Source organism: Bacteroides sp. An279 (assembly GCF_002159615.1).
Lineage (GTDB): Bacteria > Bacteroidota > Bacteroidia > Bacteroidales > Bacteroidaceae > Phocaeicola > Phocaeicola intestinalis.
In genome coordinates, this window is the sequence record NZ_NFJA01000012.1 from 25,820 (window position 1) to 44,792 (window position 18,973).

Annotated in this window: 13 protein-coding genes and 1 pseudogene; 12 read left to right on the top strand and 2 right to left on the bottom strand. The window is 48.8% G+C overall.

Features of this window, described 5'->3' with window-relative positions:
• The first annotated feature begins 26 nt into the window (after positions 1-26).
• The 11 genes and pseudogenes from B5F78_RS03870 (at position 27) to B5F78_RS03920 (ending at position 14,033) form a co-directional block, all read left to right on the top strand.
• Positions 27-1,127 (top strand): glycoside hydrolase family 26 protein, encoded by a 1,101-nt coding sequence (locus B5F78_RS03870; protein WP_087406077.1) that lies wholly within the window; start codon positions 27-29, stop codon positions 1,125-1,127.
• A 133-nt stretch (positions 1,128-1,260) separates the two neighbouring features.
• Entirely contained in the window at positions 1,261-2,427 is a 1,167-nt protein-coding gene (locus B5F78_RS03875) for a glycoside hydrolase family 130 protein (protein ID WP_087250059.1), read from the top strand.
• Positions 2,428-2,709: 282 nt separating this feature from the next.
• A pseudogene (locus B5F78_RS03880) lies at positions 2,710-4,091 on the top strand (MFS transporter).
• 104 nt (positions 4,092-4,195) lie between these two features.
• A complete protein-coding gene (locus tag B5F78_RS03885) occupies positions 4,196-5,386 on the top strand; it encodes an AGE family epimerase/isomerase (RefSeq protein ID WP_087406078.1) in 1,191 nt (396 codons plus the stop codon).
• A 214-nt stretch (positions 5,387-5,600) separates the two neighbouring features.
• Positions 5,601-6,422: an alpha/beta hydrolase gene (locus tag B5F78_RS03890; RefSeq protein ID WP_164470536.1), complete on the top strand. Its 822-nt coding sequence runs from the start codon at positions 5,601-5,603 to the stop codon at positions 6,420-6,422.
• Positions 6,423-6,516: 94 nt separating this feature from the next.
• Positions 6,517-7,128, top strand: a complete 612-nt coding sequence (locus B5F78_RS03895) for a TetR/AcrR family transcriptional regulator (RefSeq protein ID WP_087406080.1) — start codon at positions 6,517-6,519, stop codon at positions 7,126-7,128.
• 199 nt (positions 7,129-7,327) lie between these two features.
• Positions 7,328-8,149 (top strand): class I SAM-dependent methyltransferase, encoded by an 822-nt coding sequence (locus B5F78_RS03900; protein WP_087406081.1) that lies wholly within the window; start codon positions 7,328-7,330, stop codon positions 8,147-8,149.
• A 6-nt stretch (positions 8,150-8,155) separates the two neighbouring features.
• Positions 8,156-9,958: an ABC transporter ATP-binding protein gene (locus tag B5F78_RS03905; protein WP_087406082.1), complete on the top strand. Its 1,803-nt coding sequence runs from the start codon at positions 8,156-8,158 to the stop codon at positions 9,956-9,958.
• 15 nt (positions 9,959-9,973) lie between these two features.
• Entirely contained in the window at positions 9,974-11,725 is a 1,752-nt protein-coding gene (locus B5F78_RS03910; protein WP_087406083.1) for an ABC transporter ATP-binding protein, read from the top strand.
• 261 nt (positions 11,726-11,986) lie between these two features.
• Positions 11,987-13,285 carry an L-cysteine desulfidase family protein gene (locus B5F78_RS03915; RefSeq protein ID WP_162608478.1) on the top strand — a complete coding sequence of 433 codons (1,299 nt, stop codon included), beginning with the start codon at positions 11,987-11,989 and terminating at the stop codon, positions 13,283-13,285.
• 109 nt (positions 13,286-13,394) lie between these two features.
• On the top strand, positions 13,395-14,033 hold the full coding sequence (locus B5F78_RS03920) for an AlbA family DNA-binding domain-containing protein (RefSeq protein WP_022039064.1): 639 nt from the start codon (positions 13,395-13,397) through the stop codon (positions 14,031-14,033).
• A 211-nt stretch (positions 14,034-14,244) separates the two neighbouring features.
• On the opposite strand, the gene B5F78_RS03925 is transcribed toward B5F78_RS03920, so the two are convergent.
• On the bottom strand, positions 14,245-16,998 hold the full coding sequence (locus tag B5F78_RS03925) for a putative LPS assembly protein LptD (protein ID WP_087210038.1): 2,754 nt from the start codon (positions 16,996-16,998) through the stop codon (positions 14,245-14,247).
• A gap of 88 nt (positions 16,999-17,086) precedes the next feature.
• Entirely contained in the window at positions 17,087-17,623 is a 537-nt protein-coding gene (locus B5F78_RS03930; protein ID WP_022039656.1) for an HDIG domain-containing metalloprotein, read from the bottom strand.
• A 56-nt stretch (positions 17,624-17,679) separates the two neighbouring features.
• Here B5F78_RS03930 and B5F78_RS03935 point away from each other — a divergent pair, with 56 nt between their 5' ends.
• Positions 17,680-18,855, top strand: coding sequence for an exo-beta-N-acetylmuramidase NamZ family protein (locus B5F78_RS03935; protein WP_087406085.1), 1,176 nt, complete (start codon positions 17,680-17,682; stop codon positions 18,853-18,855).
• The last annotated feature ends 118 nt before the right edge of the window (positions 18,856-18,973 follow it).

The following is an 18,973-nucleotide window of genomic DNA, read 5'->3' on the forward strand; positions in this document are numbered from 1 at the left end:
AAAACTCAATAACTCAAAAACTCAAAATGAAACCCATCCATACAATACTTGCAGGCACTTGCCTGATAGCCACAATGGCAGCCTGCAACAATGCAAAAGAACAAGAAGTGTCCGCACGCACCCCCGAAGCGCTCGCGATGCTCCAGACACTGAAAACGCTTCCCGAAAAAGGCGTGTTCATGTTCGGACATCACGATGATCCCGTGTATGGCATCCGCTGGGACGGAGATGAAAACCGCAGCGACGTGAAAAGCGTGTGTGGCGACTATCCCGCCATGATGTCGTTCGACTTGGGACATATCGAACTGAACGATAGCGTCAATCTCGATAAAGTATCGTTCGACCGCATCCGACGTGAAGTGGTAGCACAATACGAAAGGGGCGGTATGTCCTCCTTCAGCTGGCACCTCGATAATCCGCAGACCGGAAAAGACACATGGGATGTATCCGATTCTACCGTCGTGCGTTCCGTTCTGCCCGGAGGAGCCAACCATGAGAAATTCATCACATGGCTGGACCGTGCCGCCGATTACATGAACTCCATCCGCACAGCAGACGGCACCAAAGTGCCCGTCCTCTTCCGTCCGTGGCACGAACATACCGGAAGCTGGTTCTGGTGGGGACAAAAGCTCTGCTCTACCGAAGAATATAAAGCATTGTGGAGCATGACTTACAACCGCATGAAAGAAAAAGGTGCCGACCAGTTGCTTTGGGCATACTCGCCCGGCATTGAACCGAACGACACGACCGAATACCTGGAACGCTATCCGGGAGACAGCATCGTCGACCTCATCGGCGTAGATGCCTACCAGTTCGAAAGAGCCGCCTACGAACAGGCACTCGACAAATCACTGCGGATAATGACCCAGATAGGCAAGTCGCACAATAAAGCCATTGCCGTTACCGAGACCGGATACGAGACCATTCCCGATTCTACATGGTGGACCGGAACACTGATGCCTATTATCCAGAAATATCCCATCAGTTACGTACTGGTATGGCGCAATGCCCGCGAAAAGGAAAACCACTTTTATGCACCTTATCCGGGACAAGTGTCGGAACAGGACTTCGTGAAGTTCTACAACGACCCGAAAACTCTTTTTGCCGGAGATATGAAAAGTAACTAATTTAAATTGAACACAGAGACACAAAGACACAGAGAATTAAAGCAAACTTTGTGAACTTTGTATGCTCAAAATAAAACGCTGTGCCTCCGTGCCTCTGTGTTCATTTCCATAATAACCATAAACAACCACGAATATGACCTCATTTGAAGAAAAAGTAAAAGACCTCATTGCCCGTCACGAGGCACTCATCACACGTAAAAACGAACCTGTAGCTGAAAGCAATGGCGTGTACACACGCTATAAATACCCCGTCTTGACCGCAGCGCATACCCCTATCTTCTGGCGTTACGACCTTGACGAGAAAACCAATCCTTACCTAATGGAACGCATCGGCATGAACGCCGTGCTTAACTCGGGAGCGATTAAATGGAACGGGAAATACCTGCTCGTAGCCCGCGTGGAAGGTGCTGACCGCAAATCGTTCTTCGCCGTAGCGGAAAGCCCCAACGGGGTAGACAACTTCCGCTTCTGGGATTACCCTGTAACCATGCCCGATGACGTTATCCCCGCCACCAACATCTACGACATGCGACTCACGGCTCACGAAGACGGCTGGATATATGGTATCTTCTGTGCCGAACGCCATGACAACAATGCTCCGGCAGGCGACCTCTCTTCTGCTACAGCCACTGCAGGCATCGCCCGCACCAAAGACTTGAAGACATGGGAACGCCTGCCCGACCTGAAATCGAAGAGCCAGCAGCGTAACGTCGTGCTTCATCCCGAATTTGTCAACGGCAAATACGCCCTCTACACCCGTCCGCAAGACGGATTCATCGATGCCGGAAGCGGCGGAGGAATCGGCTGGGCACTGATTGACGACATCACGCATGCCGAAGTGAAGGAAGAGAAAATCATCGACCTCCGCTACTACCACACCATCAAGGAAGTGAAGAACGGCGAGGGTCCGCACCCTATCAAGACTCCGAAAGGCTGGCTGCATTTGGCTCACGGCGTACGCGGATGTGCCGCCGGGCTGCGCTACGTATTATATATGTATATGACTTCTTTGGAAGACCCGAGCGAACTTATCGCTTCGCCGGGCGGCTACTTCATGGCTCCCGAAGGTGAAGAACGCATCGGCGATGTATCAAATGTATTGTTCACCAACGGCTGGATTGCCGATGACGACGGCACGGTGTACATCTATTATGCTTCTTCTGACACGCGGATGCACGTTGCGGTATCTACCATCGACAAGTTGGTAGACTACTGCATGAACACGCCTCAAGACGGGCTGACTACTACCGCTTCGGTAGAAACGCTGAAACGGCTCATTGACAAGAACCTTGGAAAATGAATAATTAAGTATGAGGAATGAAGAATGGGGCATCTATTTTTCATTCCTCTTTCAGCTAAACAAATAAGTAAGTATGCAAAATTAATGATATTATCAGAAACACAGATTTTCGCGGATTAGCGCAGATTATTGTAATTTACGATTTGACAATTTACTATCCTTTAAATCGTACTTCGTAAATCGAAAAATAGTAAATTAAAAGAATCCGCGCTAATCCGCGTTAATCTGCGTTTCTGAGCCGACTGATTATATAAACTAATTCTCAACATCTACTTAATAACCATGATTAAACTCAAAGAAAAAATCGGCTACGGGCTGGGCGACATGGCTTCCTCAATGTTCTGGAAGCTGTTCGGAGCCTACCTGATGATTTTCTATACCGATGTATTCGGACTTCCGGCGGCTATGGTGGGCACAATGTTCCTCGTCACCCGTGTGTGGGACTCGGTGTTCGACCCTGTCATCGGCATCATCGCCGACCGTACGTCGAGCCGTTGGGGAAAGTTCCGCCCCTACCTGCTCTTTCTTGCCGTCCCGTTCGGACTTATCGGCATACTGACGTTCTATACACCTCCTTTTGGCGAAGCGGGTAAATTAGTCTACGCCTACATCACCTATTCGCTGATGATGATGGTCTATTCGGGCATCAACGTGCCCTACGCTTCGCTCTTAGGCGTCATGAGCCCCAACCCGAAAGAACGCGGCACGCTTTCTACTTTCCGCATGATGTTCGCCTACATCGGAAGTTTCATTGCCCTGCTGTGTTCATGCCCATGGCAAACGCTTTCAGCGGACACAGTACGGACATAGCCGCCCAACAACATGGCTGGCTGATGGCTGTAATGGTCATTGCGGCAATGTGCGTCTTGCTTTTCTTCGGCTGCTTCTCGTGGACCAAAGAACGGGTAAAACCTATCAAGGAAGCGAAAAGCTCATTGAAGGATGACATACACGACCTCTTCCATAACCGCCCGTGGTGGATTCTGTTCGGAGCCGGAATCGCCTCGCTGGTGTTCAATTCCATCCGCGACGGAGCGGCGGTGTACTACTTCAAATATTACATCGTGGAATCAGACTTCCACGTCATCACGCTTTTCGGGATGTCGTTCGTGCTGAGCGGACTCTTCCTCTCCGTAGGCCAGGCTGCCAATATCATCGGCGTAGTCTTGGCGGCTCCGGTCAGCAACAAGATAGGCAAGAAAAACACCTTTGCCATCGCCATGCTCCTTGCCACCGCACTCAGCATCATCTTCTATTGGTTCGACCGCAGCGACCTGGTATGGATATTCATCTTCCAATGCCTCATCAGCATCAGTGCCGGAAGCATCTTTCCGCTCCTGTGGTCGATGTATGCCGACTGTGCCGACTATTCGGAACTGCGCAGCGGAAACCGCGCTACAGGACTTATCTTCAGTGCCTCGTCGATGAGCCAGAAGTTCGGCTGGGCAATCGGCACGGCAGTAACGGGCTGGCTGCTCTCCTACTTCGGATTCCAAGCCAATGCCGAACAGAGTGCCGAGACCATCCACGGCATCAAACTGTTCCTCAGCTGGTTGCCCGGGGCTGCAGCATTCGTCTCGATGCTCTTCGTTATCGGCTATCCCTTGGGCGAACAGAAGATGAAAGAAATCATCGGCAAGCTGAACGAGAAACGGAAATCCTAACTTTCATTCTCACCACAGATTACACAGATTTTTTAATCAGACAGGAAGCTGATAAAATCTAAATTGAAAATCTGTGTAATCTGTGGTGAAAAAAACAATGCACTATGAATCAACTTATCAACCAGCTCCGGAACGAAATGCACTCCGAGCTTGAAAACAACATCCTTCCGTTTTGGATGAACAAAATGGAAGATAACGAAGAAGGCGGCTTCTACGGACAAATCACCGGCGAAGACGAATTGAAACCTGAAGCATCGAAAGGCGCGATACTGAACGCACGCATCCTGTGGACGTTCTCGTCTGCCTACCGCCTGCTGAAGAAACCCGAATACTTAGAAACAGCTACCCGTGCCAAACGCTATCTGATAGACCGGTTCTACGACCCGCAGTACGGTGGCATCTACTGGGAACTGGATTACAAGGGCAACCCGCTTGATACGAAAAAACAAATCTATGCCATCGGCTTCGCTATTTACGGTCTGAGCGAATATGCCCGTGCCACAGGGGATGCGGAAGCGTTGGAATATGCCCAAAGACTCTTCGATGCCATCGAACAACATAGCTTCGATTCCGAACAAAACGGATATGTAGAAGCCTTGACGCGTGACTGGCAACCCATCGGGGACATGCGCCTGAGTGACAAGGACGAGAACGAGAAGAAAACGATGAACACACACCTGCACATCCTGGAACCTTACACCAACCTCTACCGCGTATGGAAGGACGAACGGCTGGAACGACAGCTACGGAACCTGATTGAAGTATTCATCAGCCGCATCCTCGACCCACAGACCGGACACCTCAACCTGTTCTTCGAAGAAGACTGGACCAACAAATACCACATCGTCTCCTACGGACACGACATCGAAGCCTCATGGCTTATCCACGAAGCGGCATTGGTACTGGGCGACCCGGCGTTGCTGAAACGGATAGAGCCCCTCATCATCCGGATAGCTCAAGCCGCCGATGAAGGACTAAATCCCGATGGAAGCATGATATACGAAAACTTCCTCGACAAACAAAAGATAGACCGTGAACTGCACTGGTGGGTACAGGCGGAAAACGTAGTAGGACACATCAACCTCTACCAGCACTTCGGCAACACGGAAGCTCTCGACACCGCCGTCCGCTGCTGGGAGTTCATCAAGACGAAACTGATAGACCACGAACAAGGCGAATGGCACTGGAGCCTCCTGCCCGACGGCACCGTAAACCGCCGCGATGACAAGGCTGGATTCTGGAAATGTCCTTACCACAACGGCCGCATGTGCATGGAGGTCATCGAACGCTTCTGACTTTTTCACCACAGATTACACAGATTTTCAATTTAGATTTTAAAGTTTATACAAACAGTCAGTTCAGAAACGCAGATTAACACAGATTTTCGCAGATTATTTTAATTTACTATTTTTCGATTTACAAAGTACGATTTAAAGTTCAAATAGTAGATAGTAAATTGTCAAATCGTAAATTACAATAATCTGCGTTTCTAATAATTCAACAAAAACCATGAAACGATTAAGTTTAATTTTTTTGGCGATGCTGTTAGGCAGCATTGCTTGGGGAACGACCCTGAAATATACCGAAGTTCATGACATTCCCTACAAGGAATCGGAAGAAGCCTACGTGAAAGAACGCTGCAAGTTAGACATCTATTATCCCGAAGACACGACGGGATGCCCTGTTGTCGTATGGTTTCACGGAGGCGGACTGACACAAGGCAACAAGTCTTTCCCTTGGAAACTGAAAGAAAAGGGCATGGTGCTTGTCGCCGTCAACTACCGTTTGCTTCCCAAAGTGGAAATCAACGAATGCCTTGATGATGCAGCGGCAGCCGTGGCATGGGTATTCCTCGAAATCGGGAAATACGGAGGAGACAAACGGAAGATTTTCGTATCGGGACACTCGGCAGGAGGCTATCTGACCGCCATGATAGGCTTGGATAAGAAATGGCTCGCCAATTATCAGACCGATGCCAATGAGATAGCAGGACTCATCCCGTTCAGCGGACAGATGATCAGCCATTTCGCCTATCGGGACATGAAAGGCATCGGAAACCTGCAACCGACCATTGATGAGTACGCCCCGCTCTTTCATGTCCGGAAAGACGCTCCTCCCTTGGTATTGATTACAGGCGACCGCAACATCGAGCTTTTCGGACGATACGAAGAAAACGCCTACATGTGGCGGATGATGAAACTGACCGGACATGCCGAAACCTACCTCTACGAGATAGACGGACACGGGCACGGCTCTATGGCAGAACCGGCTTACCACATCTTAGAGCAACACATCCGGAAAATTTTAGGGAAACCGGTGGATAACAACTGACCAAGAATACCCCTACCACAAATCCCTATAAATAGGTATTGCCGGATTATTTCAAGCCTTGTATTTTTGCAGAAAGAAAAAAACAGAAAACATCATGCAAGTGCTGAAAGAAGACATACGCGACCGTATATTGGCTATTGCCAGGCAGCAATTCGCGCAGAATGGATATTCCAAAACTTCCATGCGTGAAATAGCCGGACTGGCAGGAGTTGGGGTCGGAAACATCTACAACTATTTTGTGAACAAAGACGAGCTGTTCCGTGAAGTGGTCCGTCCGGTCTTGTATGCCTTGGAAGCCATGTTGCAGGAGCATCACGGCATACGGGGCGAGGATATTATGATGATGCGGTCGGAAAAGTATCTGAAGTCCTGCATCGATGAATATGTTTCGCTTATTAACACGCACCGCGGGCTGATGGAAATTCTGTTGTTCCGCGCACAAGGCTCTTCATTGGAACATTTCCGCGAGAACTACACCGACCGTTCTACGGAACTGGTCAAGGCATGGTTCACGTCCATGCAGCAGAAGCATCCCGAAATCAATACGGCAGTGTCCGATTTTATCATCCACCTGCATACGGTATGGATGTTCACCCTGTTCGAGGAACTGCTGATGCATTCGGTTCCCCAACAGGAAATGGAAACCATCTTGCACGACTATATTCTTTTTGAAATTCAAGGCTGGAGGGCAATCATCCAAATATGAGATACAGACAACGTACATACGAACATTCAACCGTATTGGAACGGTTGGCAAGGAGGAAATCTTCACGGAGGTTTCCTCCTTTTTTTATGAACATTTCTGAATATCGTTCGCTTTTGCGCACTTTTCTCACATTCGGCAAAGCAAGTAAACTCGCTTTGCTCTCACTCAATCGAAACGTTCACTATTAAATTGCAATATAATGAAACAGAAACACGAATTTAAGAGCATTGTGGCGGAGACGTTGCTCATTCCGCTATACATGAGAGCGAAAGAAAGCCGCCGTGTCAATCCTATTCTGGATGACAAGGCAGCGGAACGGTTGGCAGACAGCTTGGAATACGATTATTCCCAATTCGATGGGGCAAAGCTGAGCGAAGTGGGCTGCGTGGTGCGCGGCTGGTATTTCGACCGTGCCGTAAAACGGTTTATCGATACGCATCCCCGTCCGGTAGTCGTAAATGTAGGGTGCGGATTGGATACCCGTTTCCAGCGTATCGGCAACCCCAAAGCTGTTTTTTATGACTTGGACTTGCCGGAAGTCATGGCACTACGTCGGGACTTGATACCCGAACAGACAGGTAATGTTTATATCGCAGCTTCCTTACTGGAAACCGACTGGATGGACGAGCTACGTCGGAAACATCCCGATGCGGAATTTATTTTCATTGTGGAAGGTGTGCTGATGTATTTTTACGAGAAGCAGGTAAAAAGTTTCCTGCATCACGTGGCAAGCCGTTTCGGAGGTGGAGAGTTGTGGTTTGACGTATGTGGCACCATGATGAGCCGGCATGGTGTAAAGCCCGATTCACTCCGCCATCATGAAGCGCAAATCCGTTCGGGATTGAGCGACGGACATCTGGTGGAACAATGGGAACCGGCTTTGCAACTCATCGAACAAGCTAACTACATGAAGTTTTTCCGCTCACGCTGGGGATTCTTCTTCGGACAAGTATTAGGGCGCATTCCTTGGCTATGTTATAAATTCAGTTCATTACTCGGATATAAAATCCTATCAAAATAATATACAATGAATCAAACAAAAAAGAAAGAAGGTCTGTCCCGGCTGTTCGAGATAGCGGGACAGAAGAAAGGACTGCTCGTCATGGCAGGCGTGTTGTCTGCCGGCAGCGCAATGTGTATGCTCGTGCCCTATTGGGCGGTTTATGAAGTTTTGAAAGAATTGCTGACACATGGAGGAAATCCCGCCGCTTCGGACGGAGCCGTCATGATACGTTGGGGATGGATAGCGTTTGGGGGACTTGTCGGCGGACTGGTATTGCTGTATGCCGCCTTGATGTCTTCCCACATTGCGGCTTTCCGCATACTCTATGGATTGCGTGTCCGCCTGTCCGAACACATCGGCAGGCTTCCGTTAGGGTATCTGAACAACACGTCCACCGGAGCCATCAAGAAAACGATGGACCAGAACATCGAAAAGATAGAGGGGTTCATCGCCCATACCATTCCGGACTTAGTGAACGTGGTAGCCACGGTAGCGGTGATGCTTGCCATCTTCTTTTCGCTGGATGCGTGGCTGACGGCCGTATGCCTGGCGGTCGTAGTGGTCAGTCTGTTTCTTCAATTCTCTAATTTCATGGGCAAGAGGGCAAGGGAGTTTATGGGCATCTACTACGATGCGCAGGAAAAGATGAGCGCGTCTGCCGTGCAATATGTGCGGGGGATGCCCGTGGTCAAGATATTCGGGCAGAGTGTCCGTTCGTTCCGTCAGTTCAATGCCGAAATCCAGGCATATAAGACCTTTGCCTTGAAGTGTTGCGACACCTACCAGAACGGGATGATCGCCTTTACGGTTCTGCTCAATTCGATGGTGACGTTCATTCTCCCCATGGGCATCCTGCTGATGCAGGCCAGTCCGCAATCCATGTCGCTGGCGGTGGTATGGCTGTTTTTCATCATCATGGGTCCGGGCATGGCTTCTCCCGTCTATAAACTGACATTCCTGGGAGGCAACACGCGCGACATCGATGAGGGTGTAAAACGCATCGACCGCATCTTGGGAAAAAAGCCTGTACCGGAAGCGGAGCACCCACAAGTACCTACATCCTACGATGTGGAGTTCCGCCATGTATCATTCTCCTACGAAAACACGGAACAGGGAACGCGGACGGAAGCCTTGCGCGATGTCAGCTTCACGGCACCGCAAGGAGAGATAACGGCGCTTGTCGGTCCGTCGGGGAGCGGCAAGTCTACGATAGCCAATCTGATTCCCCGCTTTTGGGATGTGGAACAGGGAGAAATACGCATAGGCGGCGTGGACATCCGCCAGATAGCCACGGAGAAGCTGATGGACATGGTGTCTTTCGTATTCCAGGACACTTTCCTGTTTTACGACACGCTCTATGAGAACATTGCCGTCGGCTCTCCCACTGCCACGCAGGAAAAAGTGATAGCCGCAGCCAAGGCTGCCCAATGCCATGACTTCATCGAACGGTTACTGCAGGGGTACGACACACGGATAGGCGATAAAGGTGTGTATCTCTCCGGAGGCGAAGCCCAACGGATATGTGTGGCGCGCGCTATCTTGAAGAATGCCCCGATACTGGTGCTGGACGAAGCCACGGCTTTCGCCGACCCGGAAAACGAGCATAAAATGCAAATGGCTTTGCAGTCGCTGATAAAGGACAAGACGGTCATCGTGATTGCCCATCGTCTTTCTTCCATCATTTCCGCACATCAGATTGTCGTCATGAAGGAGGGACGGATGGCGCAGTGCGGAAAACACGAAGTCTTGTCCGTCACAGAAGGTGTATATAAAAAGATGTGGGATGCCTATACGAGTGCTTACCACTGGACGTTGAACAAAAATTGAAAAGGAGAACAAGATATGAACGCAATCAAAAACATTACCATCGGACATACCGAACGGCTTTACAAGCCAGTAGGATACACCATGCTTGCCAACTTGGTCAATATCGTGCCGTTCTGCCTCTCTATTGAAGCGGTACGCATCATCTTCAGTGCCTTTGACGGGAGCGGACAGCCGCTTGACACCACCCGCCTTTGGTGGATATTCGGCATGATGGCTGTTTATATGCTGGTCATGGCTTTGGCGGAACGGGCATCCTATCGTGCCAATTTCCGAGGAGCCTACGAAATGAGCGCATCGGGACGCTTATCGCTGGCGGAACATCTGCGGAAACTTTCGCTGGGATTCCTGTCCAGACGCGACCCCGGCGATTTGTCTTCCATGCTTATTACGGACTTCATGATGGCGGAAACCGGTATCTCGCACCACCTGCCCCAGCTGATGGGTGCCGTGGTCATGCCTGTACTGGCTTTTGCCTCGCTGGTCTGGATAGACTGGAGGATGGCGGTCAGCATGTTTGCCGCGCTTCCGCTTGCCATGCTTGTATTGTGGGCAAGCACTGGCGTACAAAGGAAACTGAGCGGCAAGCAGATTCAAGCCAAAATAGATGCCGGAAACCGGTTGGAAGAATACCTGCAAGGCATCCGGGTGATGAAAGCCTACAACCTGCTGGGCGACCGTTTCGTCCGGTTGCGTGATGCCTTTGCCCAGCTACGCCGCGCTTGCATCCGGCAGGAAGCCTTGTTAGGTCCGTTCGTTTTGCTAAGTATCACAGTGGTTCGTGCCGGACTGACGATGATGGTTCTGTGCGGAACTTATCTTCTGCTAGGGGGCAAGCTTTCCATACTCGTATTCGTACTGTTCCTCGTAGTCGGTTCCCGTGTGTTCGACCCGCTGACTTCCGCCCTTACCAATTTCACCGAGTTCCGTTATTTCTCCATTGCCGGAGGACGCATCCTTTCACTGATGAACGAACCGGAAATGAAAGGGGAACGGCAATCTCCGGTGGCTGGCGACATCCGGTTCGAGCACGTATCGTTCGCTTATCAAGATAAAGAAGTGTTGCACGATGTAACCGTTACTCTTCCCAATAATTCACTGACAGCTCTTGTCGGTCCTTCGGGAAGCGGGAAAAGTACAGTAATGAAGCTTTGTGCCCGTTTCTACGACCCACAGAAAGGGCGTATCTTCTTCAACGATGTTCCGATGGATGAAACAGATCCCGAAAGCCTGATGAGCCACATATCCATGGTATTTCAGGATGTTTATCTGTTCCAGGACACCCTGCGCAACAACATCCGTTTCGGCAAAACCGATGCGACGGAGGAGGAAATCATCGCCGCAGCCAAGAAAGCCTGTTGCCACGACTTCATCATGCGCTTGCCTCAAGGCTATGACACGATGGTAGGCGAAGGAGGCTGCACCCTGTCGGGCGGTGAGAAGCAGCGCATATCCATAGCCCGTGCCATTCTGAAAGACGCGCCAATCATTCTGCTGGACGAAGCGACCGCCTCGCTCGACCCCGAAAACGAAGTGGAAGTGCAGAAAGCCATCGACACGCTCATCAAAGGACGTACCGTGATAGCCATTGCCCACCGACTTAAAACCATTCAGAACGCCGACCGGATTATTGTCTTGGACAACGGAGAAATCAGGGAAGAAGGTACGCACGATGAACTTATCCGGAAGGAAGGGCTTTACGCACATTTGTGGAATATCCAAGAAAACAGTTCCGGTTGGAAACTTGCCAATCAAATTGAAAACCATTGATATACAAATTTGTACATTTCAAAAGAACACAGATATTGCAAAGGCACAGACGGACATACAGGTTATTTTATTTGGCTGATTGCGACATTCATATAAATTTATTTTCCTGTGCTTCTCTGTGCCATCTGTACCATCTGTGTTCCGTACCGGCATAGCTGTATCGAAAAGATTTTCCCCTCCAGCCTGCACATTCTCTGCAAAAAAAATGTACTTTTGCAACACGAATCAAAAACAAGACAAACAGACAAACAAATGGAGAGCATCATCAGCAAATCTGAAAGAGAGCAAATCATCGCTCTGATGAAAAGAGAAGTGGTTCCTGCCATCGGCTGTACCGAGCCTATTGCAGTAGCACTCTGCACAGCAAAAGCTACTGAGGCTTTGGGCTGTACACCCGAACATATCAACGTCTATCTGAGTGCAAACATCCTGAAAAACGCGATGGGCGTAGGCATACCGGGTACGGGAATGATAGGTCTTCCCATCGCCATTGCATTGGGCGCACTCATCGGCAAGTCGGAATACGGACTGGAAGTCTTAAAAGACTGCACACCCGAAGCTGTAGAAAAAGGAAAGGAAATGATAGCACGTCCCCAGTGCATCAACATCGCCCTAAAAGACGACATCGAGGAAAAACTATACATTGAAGTGACCTGTACAAACGGGAACAATGTAGCGACCGCCATCATCAGCGGCGGACATACCAACTTTGTCTACTTATGCCGTAATGGAGAAGTACAGCTGGACAAACGTACCGGCACCATCTCGGCCGAAGACGAAGAAACGGTCGACCTCACTTTACGCAAGGTGTTTGATTTCGCCACCACTGCCCCCATTGATGAAATCCGCTTCATCCTCGAAGCCAAAAATCTGAACAAGGCTGCCGCCGAACAATCACTCAAAGGCTGTTATGGACACGGATTGGGACGTATGTTGTGCACTAACAAGAATGAAGAAAAGATTATGGGGAACAATACCTTCACCCACATCCTCTCGTACACCTCTGCCGCATGCGACGCCCGTATGGCAGGCGCAATGATACCCGTAATGAGTAATTCAGGAAGCGGAAACCAAGGCATATCTGCCACCCTTCCCGTAGTCATCTTTGCCGAAGACACCCACGCCACCGAAGAACAGCTCATTCGTGCGCTGACGCTAAGCCACCTCACCGCTATTTACATCAAACAGAGCCTGGGCAAGCTTTCGGCGCTCTGCGGATGTGTAGTGGCAGCTACCGGAAGCAGCTGCGGCATCACCTACCTGATGGGAGGCAGTTACGCACAGGTGATGTACGCCGTGCAGAATATGATTGCCACCCTCACCGGAATGATATGCGACGGGGCAAAGCCCAGCTGTGCCCTGAAAGTAACCAGCGGCGTATCTACTGCCGTGATGTCTGCCATTATGGCTATGGACCAGAAGTGCGTCACTGCCGTAGAGGGCATCATCGAAGAGAACGTGAACCGGAGCATCCGCAACCTGACCCTCATCGGTTCGAAAGGCATGAACGAGACCGACAAGATGGTGCTCGACATCATGACCCACAAACATTGTGATTAATCAGGTACTAGGAACTAGTTGACTAGGTACTAGGTTTTCAGATACCAAACATGCTCAAAGGTATTTAAAACCTAGTCAACTAGTACCTGGTCAACTAGTCAACTAAAAAATGACACATCCGGCAGACTACATACAGCGGCTTATCAGCGAAGGCGAACACGTGCATCAGGACTTCAAGTTCGAAATCTCCGATGCCCGGAAGATAGCCAAAAGTATCTCCGCCTTTGCCAATACCGAAGGAGGACGCCTGCTGGTAGGAGTAAAAGACAACGGAAAGATAGCCGGCGTGCGCTCCGAAGAAGAAATCTACATGATAGAAGCTGCAGCCCAACGTTATTGCCAGCCGCCCGTCGACCTGCATACCTATATATATAAGGTAGAAGGAAAAGATGTGCTGGAAGTGGTAATCGATGAAAGCCCGCGAAAACCCGTCTACGCCCTCGATGCCGAAGAACGGCGGTGGGCATACGTCCGCATCAAGGACGAAAACATTCTGGCAAGCCCTATCCACCTGAACATCTGGCAGCACAACAGGCACGAGGAAAAGGTCATCATCGCCTACACCCAACGCGAACAACAAGTACTGAACCTGCTGGCACAACATCCTTGCCTCACCCTCAACCAATGCCAACGCCTCACCCGGATGAACCGCAAGCTAATCACCAACCTCCTTGCCGACTTTATCCGCTTCGGACTGGTAGAGCAGGTATTCCATGAACACACGTTCTATTTCCGGCTGAAAGAGTAATGCCGTTATACTTCTCGCGGCATTAATTGGTGCATTTTATCGCTTGTCACCTTAAATCCACACGACTGCCTTGCTTGTAAGATTATTAATCTTCATGCCGAAAGATTATTAATCTTCACGCTGTAAGATTAATAATCTTACAAACAATGCTGCTTATGGCGGAGAAACCAAAGCTTGCTTGTCATGGCGGATATTCACTACTATTAATTATTTAGTACCACGTCACCTGGCTACCCGTATTGCTTCGCTGGTCCCACTTCAAGGCATCGGTCAACATACTGGAGTTGGCACGGATAGAGAAGTTATACGATGTGAACGGACCGAACACCAGGCCACAACTCATATTGAAGCAGTGCAGGTCGCGGGTGATATTTACCGTAGTCATAGACATTTCTTTCGAGGTAAAGTCGTAACCACTCGAATACGTGATATTCCAACGGCTTCCTATCTTCACATTTCCCGAAATGTTCAACGAATGGGTCAAGGCATACGGATAACGCATTTTCTTGATATTGATTTTACCACTGGTATTCTCGCGGATGCTATAACTGTAACTCAGGCTCAGGCTCCACGGCATATTGAATGCCAGATAACCGTCAGGGTCAAGTTTGGCATCTTCCGTCTTCCGGTTGGCTGTATTGTTTGTCTGGTCTGTACTTTCGCTATCCTCTTCATCGCTATCCTCCTCTTCATCTTTTTTGTCCTTGTCTTTCTTGTCCTCGTCATCTCCTTTACCGAACAGTTTCTTGAATGTGTCATTGTTCAGAGTATATGAGAACGAGCCACTGTATCCCTGAAAACGTCCGAAACGTCCGTACGACCATTCCGTGCGGTCGCTGGTCACTACATTTCCGTTTTCGTCAAATTTATAAGCATACGTGGCAAAGGTAGCATTCATATTAAAGGTATAACTCTTGGTCAGCTTCAGACGGGCACTCATCGTCAGGTTGCTCCAGCGCTTTTGGGCTATATCATACGACAGATTTGCCGTCAGGTCATCAATCAGACTGATTTTCTTGTACCCCGTCGTATCCTTATCCGATGCCATCTTCATTTCCAGATTGTTTTTCAATGAGAATGCAACGGTTTGTGAAACCCCTTGTCCCGGTACACCATACGGCATACCTTCGAAAGGAGAATATTCTGTAGTCCGCACTTCGCCGTTTTCGTCTGTATAGGTATAAGTTTCATAATAACCGAATTTTGATCTTCCAAAATCAGGCGTATACGTATAGCTCACAGTTGGCGTCACCACGTGACGGATGGTAATGTCCTTGCTCTTCCAAAACAACGGTTTGTACATACCATACAGTTTGGTGTTCATCGACAATGACATATTATAATCATACACACGATTAAAACCGTTGATGGTGTCACGCACCTCTTCACGCCGCTGTTCATCATAGCTGCGCATGATTTTCTTGGTATACCAACGCTCTGTATAGTCGAACGAAGGAGTAATGTTTATATAATTAAATAAGGTAAAGTTCGCCTCAATCGGGATATTGTGGCGCATACCGGTCTCCCATTGCGAGAACGGAGTTTTAAACAGCAGGTTATCCTTGGTGTCCACACTATTGGTCAAGGCACCCGTATATTGGAACGAAATTTTTTCGTACCAACGCTCGTTGCCCGCCGCCTTCTTGCGCTTGAAGGGGTAAATACGGCTCAACGAAATGTTTACATCAGGCAGTGTCATATTCAGCGAAGAGTCGCGAGTGTTCTGCGTAATGTTGAACGTACTCGAAATATTCAATCCGATTTCAGGGAAATTGCGTGAGTAACTGATACTGGACGCTTTCGTATTATTGCTATACGAAGAAGGGTCGTACAACGTACTCAAGCTGGAACGGTCGTAACTGCTGGTCGCAAAGTTCACACTTGCCGAGAACGAACTGTTCGGGTTTGCCTTAGAGTCCTGCCGGTGGCTCCACTGAATGCGGAAGTCTTTCGACACGGCATAGTCGGGCATATTCTTCTCGCCTGTCTTTGTCACCAGATAACTGGCATTAAAGTAACCGCTGTACTTATACCGTTTGTTATAATTCGATGCCACCGAAAGCCCCCACGAACCTTTGGTATAAATTTCACCCAACAGTTTCAGGTCCATCTTGTCGCTGATGGCAAAATAATATCCTCCGTCACGCAGGTAGAAACCACGGTTCATTTCGTCACCATACGTCGGCATGATGAATCCCGAAGAATAGCTGCTGCTGAAAGGAAAGAAACCGAATGGAATGGCAAGCGGCAACGGTACATCTTCTACCACCAACTGTGCCGGACCGAATACCACGTCTTTCTTAGGGCGCACCTTCGCCATCGAAAGCTTCAGGTAGAAGTGCGGATGCTCATGATTGTCGCACGTCGTATACTTGCCTTCCGTCATATAGATTTCATCATCCGCCCCTTTTTTGGCATTCACGCTGGTCACATAGCCTTCGCCTTGTTGGGTGATGATATCGTTGATAAAACCTTTCTTGGTCTTGAAATTATAACGCATCGTTTTCGATTCGTAAGGTGTCTCTCCATCCTTGAATATCGGAGTGCCCGAACTTACACCAGCCGTATCCACCACTCCTTCGGCAAATACCGTACTGCTATCCATATTCATCGAAATCTTTGCCGAAGTCAGTTCGATGTTCTGATAATTCACCTTACCGTTACCATACAAATGGGCATACCCTCCCTTTGTAAAGACTATAGAATCACTTGCTTCGTAAATTACCGGAGCGTCCAGCGGTTCTTTTTTCGAACTGTCGGCTGCCAGCGAATCGGCCATAAGGCTGTCTCTCATCAACGAATCAAGCTGTAACGAATCCGCTTGCAAAGAATCTGTACGAAGCTCTGTATTGTTTTTTCGTGCGCGCTTTCCCTTGGCACGCTGAGCCTCAGCGTACAATGAGAAAAAGCAGCTCACGAAAAACAGAAGCAAAAACGAGTATGTGGTTTTCTTAAATGACGTCATTCACTCTTTTTTTACACAATGCGCTGCAAAAGTAAGCATTATCCTGTAAATAAACACAGAAGCCTTTGTTTTTAATGTATTTTTAAGACTATAAAAAAAGCTCGCACCAATGGTCGAAACGCACGGCACCTTCTTCTCCGTGCTTAGCAACACTCTTGCGTGCCTTATCAAGGCTCTTTTCCTTGTCTAGTTTGGTCTTCGAAAAAAACTTGTCTGCAAAACAGATTATCTGTTCTTCCATACTCACCGGCAACATGTCACGATGTGGCAAAGGTAAACCACGGTCGAGGATATTCTGCAGAGAAAGACCGGCACCGGTATGCCGTTCGCATACCAGAGCATGACGCGGAAAACCTTCCTTACGCACCAAATCTGCTCCCAAATATCCGTGGCAGATATACGGATAAGTACCAAAACACTGAATGTCAGGAGCATCGGTCTGGAAAATGCCAATATCGTGCAGCACCGCCGCCTCACCAATAAAAGCCAAGTCTAGATTCAGTTCAGGATGTTTCTGTGCCAAAGCCAGCGCCTTGTCGGCAACCGAACGGCTATGTACCAGCAGGATATGCTTCAATTCATTATCTTCCGGATAAAATTTATCAATCAATGCGAATGGATTCATATACTTATTTTATTATATTTGTAACACGCGAAATTACAAAAAAATATTCATCCGTTATGAAATATCGATTATTATTCCTGTTTTTCATCTGTTGGAGCGTGTCAACTGCCCTCACCTCACTCTATGCCCAAGTACGTACTGGAGCCGAACAGACCGGACTGTACCTGCACTTGCTCAGAGGGAAACATGTATCACTGGTAGTCAACCAGACTTCTCTTATCGGAAAGACGCATTTGCTCGATTCCCTGTTATCGCAAAACATACAAGTAACATCCATCCTCGCTCCCGAACACGGAATACGGGGAGAAGCAGATGCCGGAGCCATCGTCAAAGATGGAAAAGACGCACGCAGCGGCATTCCGGTTCTCTCTCTTTATGGCAAGGACAAGAAACCCCGAAACGACCAATTAAAAGATACCGATATCATCGTATTCGATATTCAGGATGTAGGTGCACGCTTCTTTACCTACATCAGTACTTTATACTATGTGATGCAAGCTTGCGCCGAAAACGAGAAAGAACTGATTGTATTGGACCGGCCGAATCCGTGCGACTATATAGACGGACCTGTATTGCAACCGAAGTTCAAGAGCTTCGTAGGGATGCTTCCCATTCCGGTATTACACGGATGTACGGTAGGAGAAATCGCCCAAATGATCAACGGCGAAGGGTGGTTGGGGAATGGCTTGCATTGCAGACTGAGAATAATCCCTGTCGCAGGCTGGCATCACGGACAGCCCTATTCGCTTCCCGTCAAGCCCTCGCCTAACCTGCCCAACGATCAAGCCGTCGCACTTTATGCCTCCCTTTGTCCTTTCGAAGGTACATCGGTAAGTATAGGACGCGGTACCCCTTTCCCATTTCAAGTAATCGGGAATCCCACGCTCAAGACCTGCACATTCCGTTTTATGCCTCGCCCGTTAAAAGGTTCGGATATGAACCCGTTGCATAAAAACACCTATTGTTACGGTTCAGACCTGCGGCACACAGAAGCACCTGAAGGCTTTTCTTTAAAATACATCCTTGAAATTTACCGGCTTTACCGGAATAATCCAAAAGGCTTCTTCACCCGTCCCCATTGGTTTGACCTGCTGATGGGCACCGACAGTGTGCGGATGGACATACTGAAAGGAAAATCTGAAGCTGAAATCCGTACAGCGTGGCAACCCGCCCTCCAGCAATATAAAACCATGCGGAAAAATTATCTTCTCTATCATGATTATACTAATTGAATCCGCAAACATCCCATACGATACGCCCCTACAGCCAATTGGGTAAAGTGCGGATATGCATAAATCTTTATTGCCCATATTGCCTGTTCGCCGGAGAAATGACTACCTTTGCACCGGA

Excerpts from the sequence above, each read along its gene's own strand:
- B5F78_RS03870 (WP_087406077.1), top strand. The coding sequence starts at position 27 with ATGAAACCCATCCATACAATACTTGCAGGCACTTGCCTGATAGCCACA.
- B5F78_RS03875 (WP_087250059.1), top strand. The coding sequence starts at position 1,261 with ATGACCTCATTTGAAGAAAAAGTAAAAGACCTCATTGCCCGTCACGAG.
- B5F78_RS03885 (WP_087406078.1), top strand. The coding sequence starts at position 4,196 with ATGAATCAACTTATCAACCAGCTCCGGAACGAAATGCACTCCGAGCTT.
- B5F78_RS03890 (WP_164470536.1), top strand. The coding sequence starts at position 5,601 with ATGAAACGATTAAGTTTAATTTTTTTGGCGATGCTGTTAGGCAGCATT.
- B5F78_RS03895 (WP_087406080.1), top strand. The coding sequence starts at position 6,517 with ATGCAAGTGCTGAAAGAAGACATACGCGACCGTATATTGGCTATTGCC.
- B5F78_RS03900 (WP_087406081.1), top strand. The coding sequence starts at position 7,328 with ATGAAACAGAAACACGAATTTAAGAGCATTGTGGCGGAGACGTTGCTC.
- B5F78_RS03905 (WP_087406082.1), top strand. The coding sequence starts at position 8,156 with ATGAATCAAACAAAAAAGAAAGAAGGTCTGTCCCGGCTGTTCGAGATA.
- B5F78_RS03910 (WP_087406083.1), top strand. The coding sequence starts at position 9,974 with ATGAACGCAATCAAAAACATTACCATCGGACATACCGAACGGCTTTAC.
- B5F78_RS03920 (WP_022039064.1), top strand. The coding sequence starts at position 13,395 with ATGACACATCCGGCAGACTACATACAGCGGCTTATCAGCGAAGGCGAA.
- B5F78_RS03925 (WP_087210038.1), bottom strand. The coding sequence starts at position 16,998 with ATGACGTCATTTAAGAAAACCACATACTCGTTTTTGCTTCTGTTTTTC.
- B5F78_RS03930 (WP_022039656.1), bottom strand. The coding sequence starts at position 17,623 with ATGAATCCATTCGCATTGATTGATAAATTTTATCCGGAAGATAATGAA.
- B5F78_RS03935 (WP_087406085.1), top strand. The coding sequence starts at position 17,680 with ATGAAATATCGATTATTATTCCTGTTTTTCATCTGTTGGAGCGTGTCA.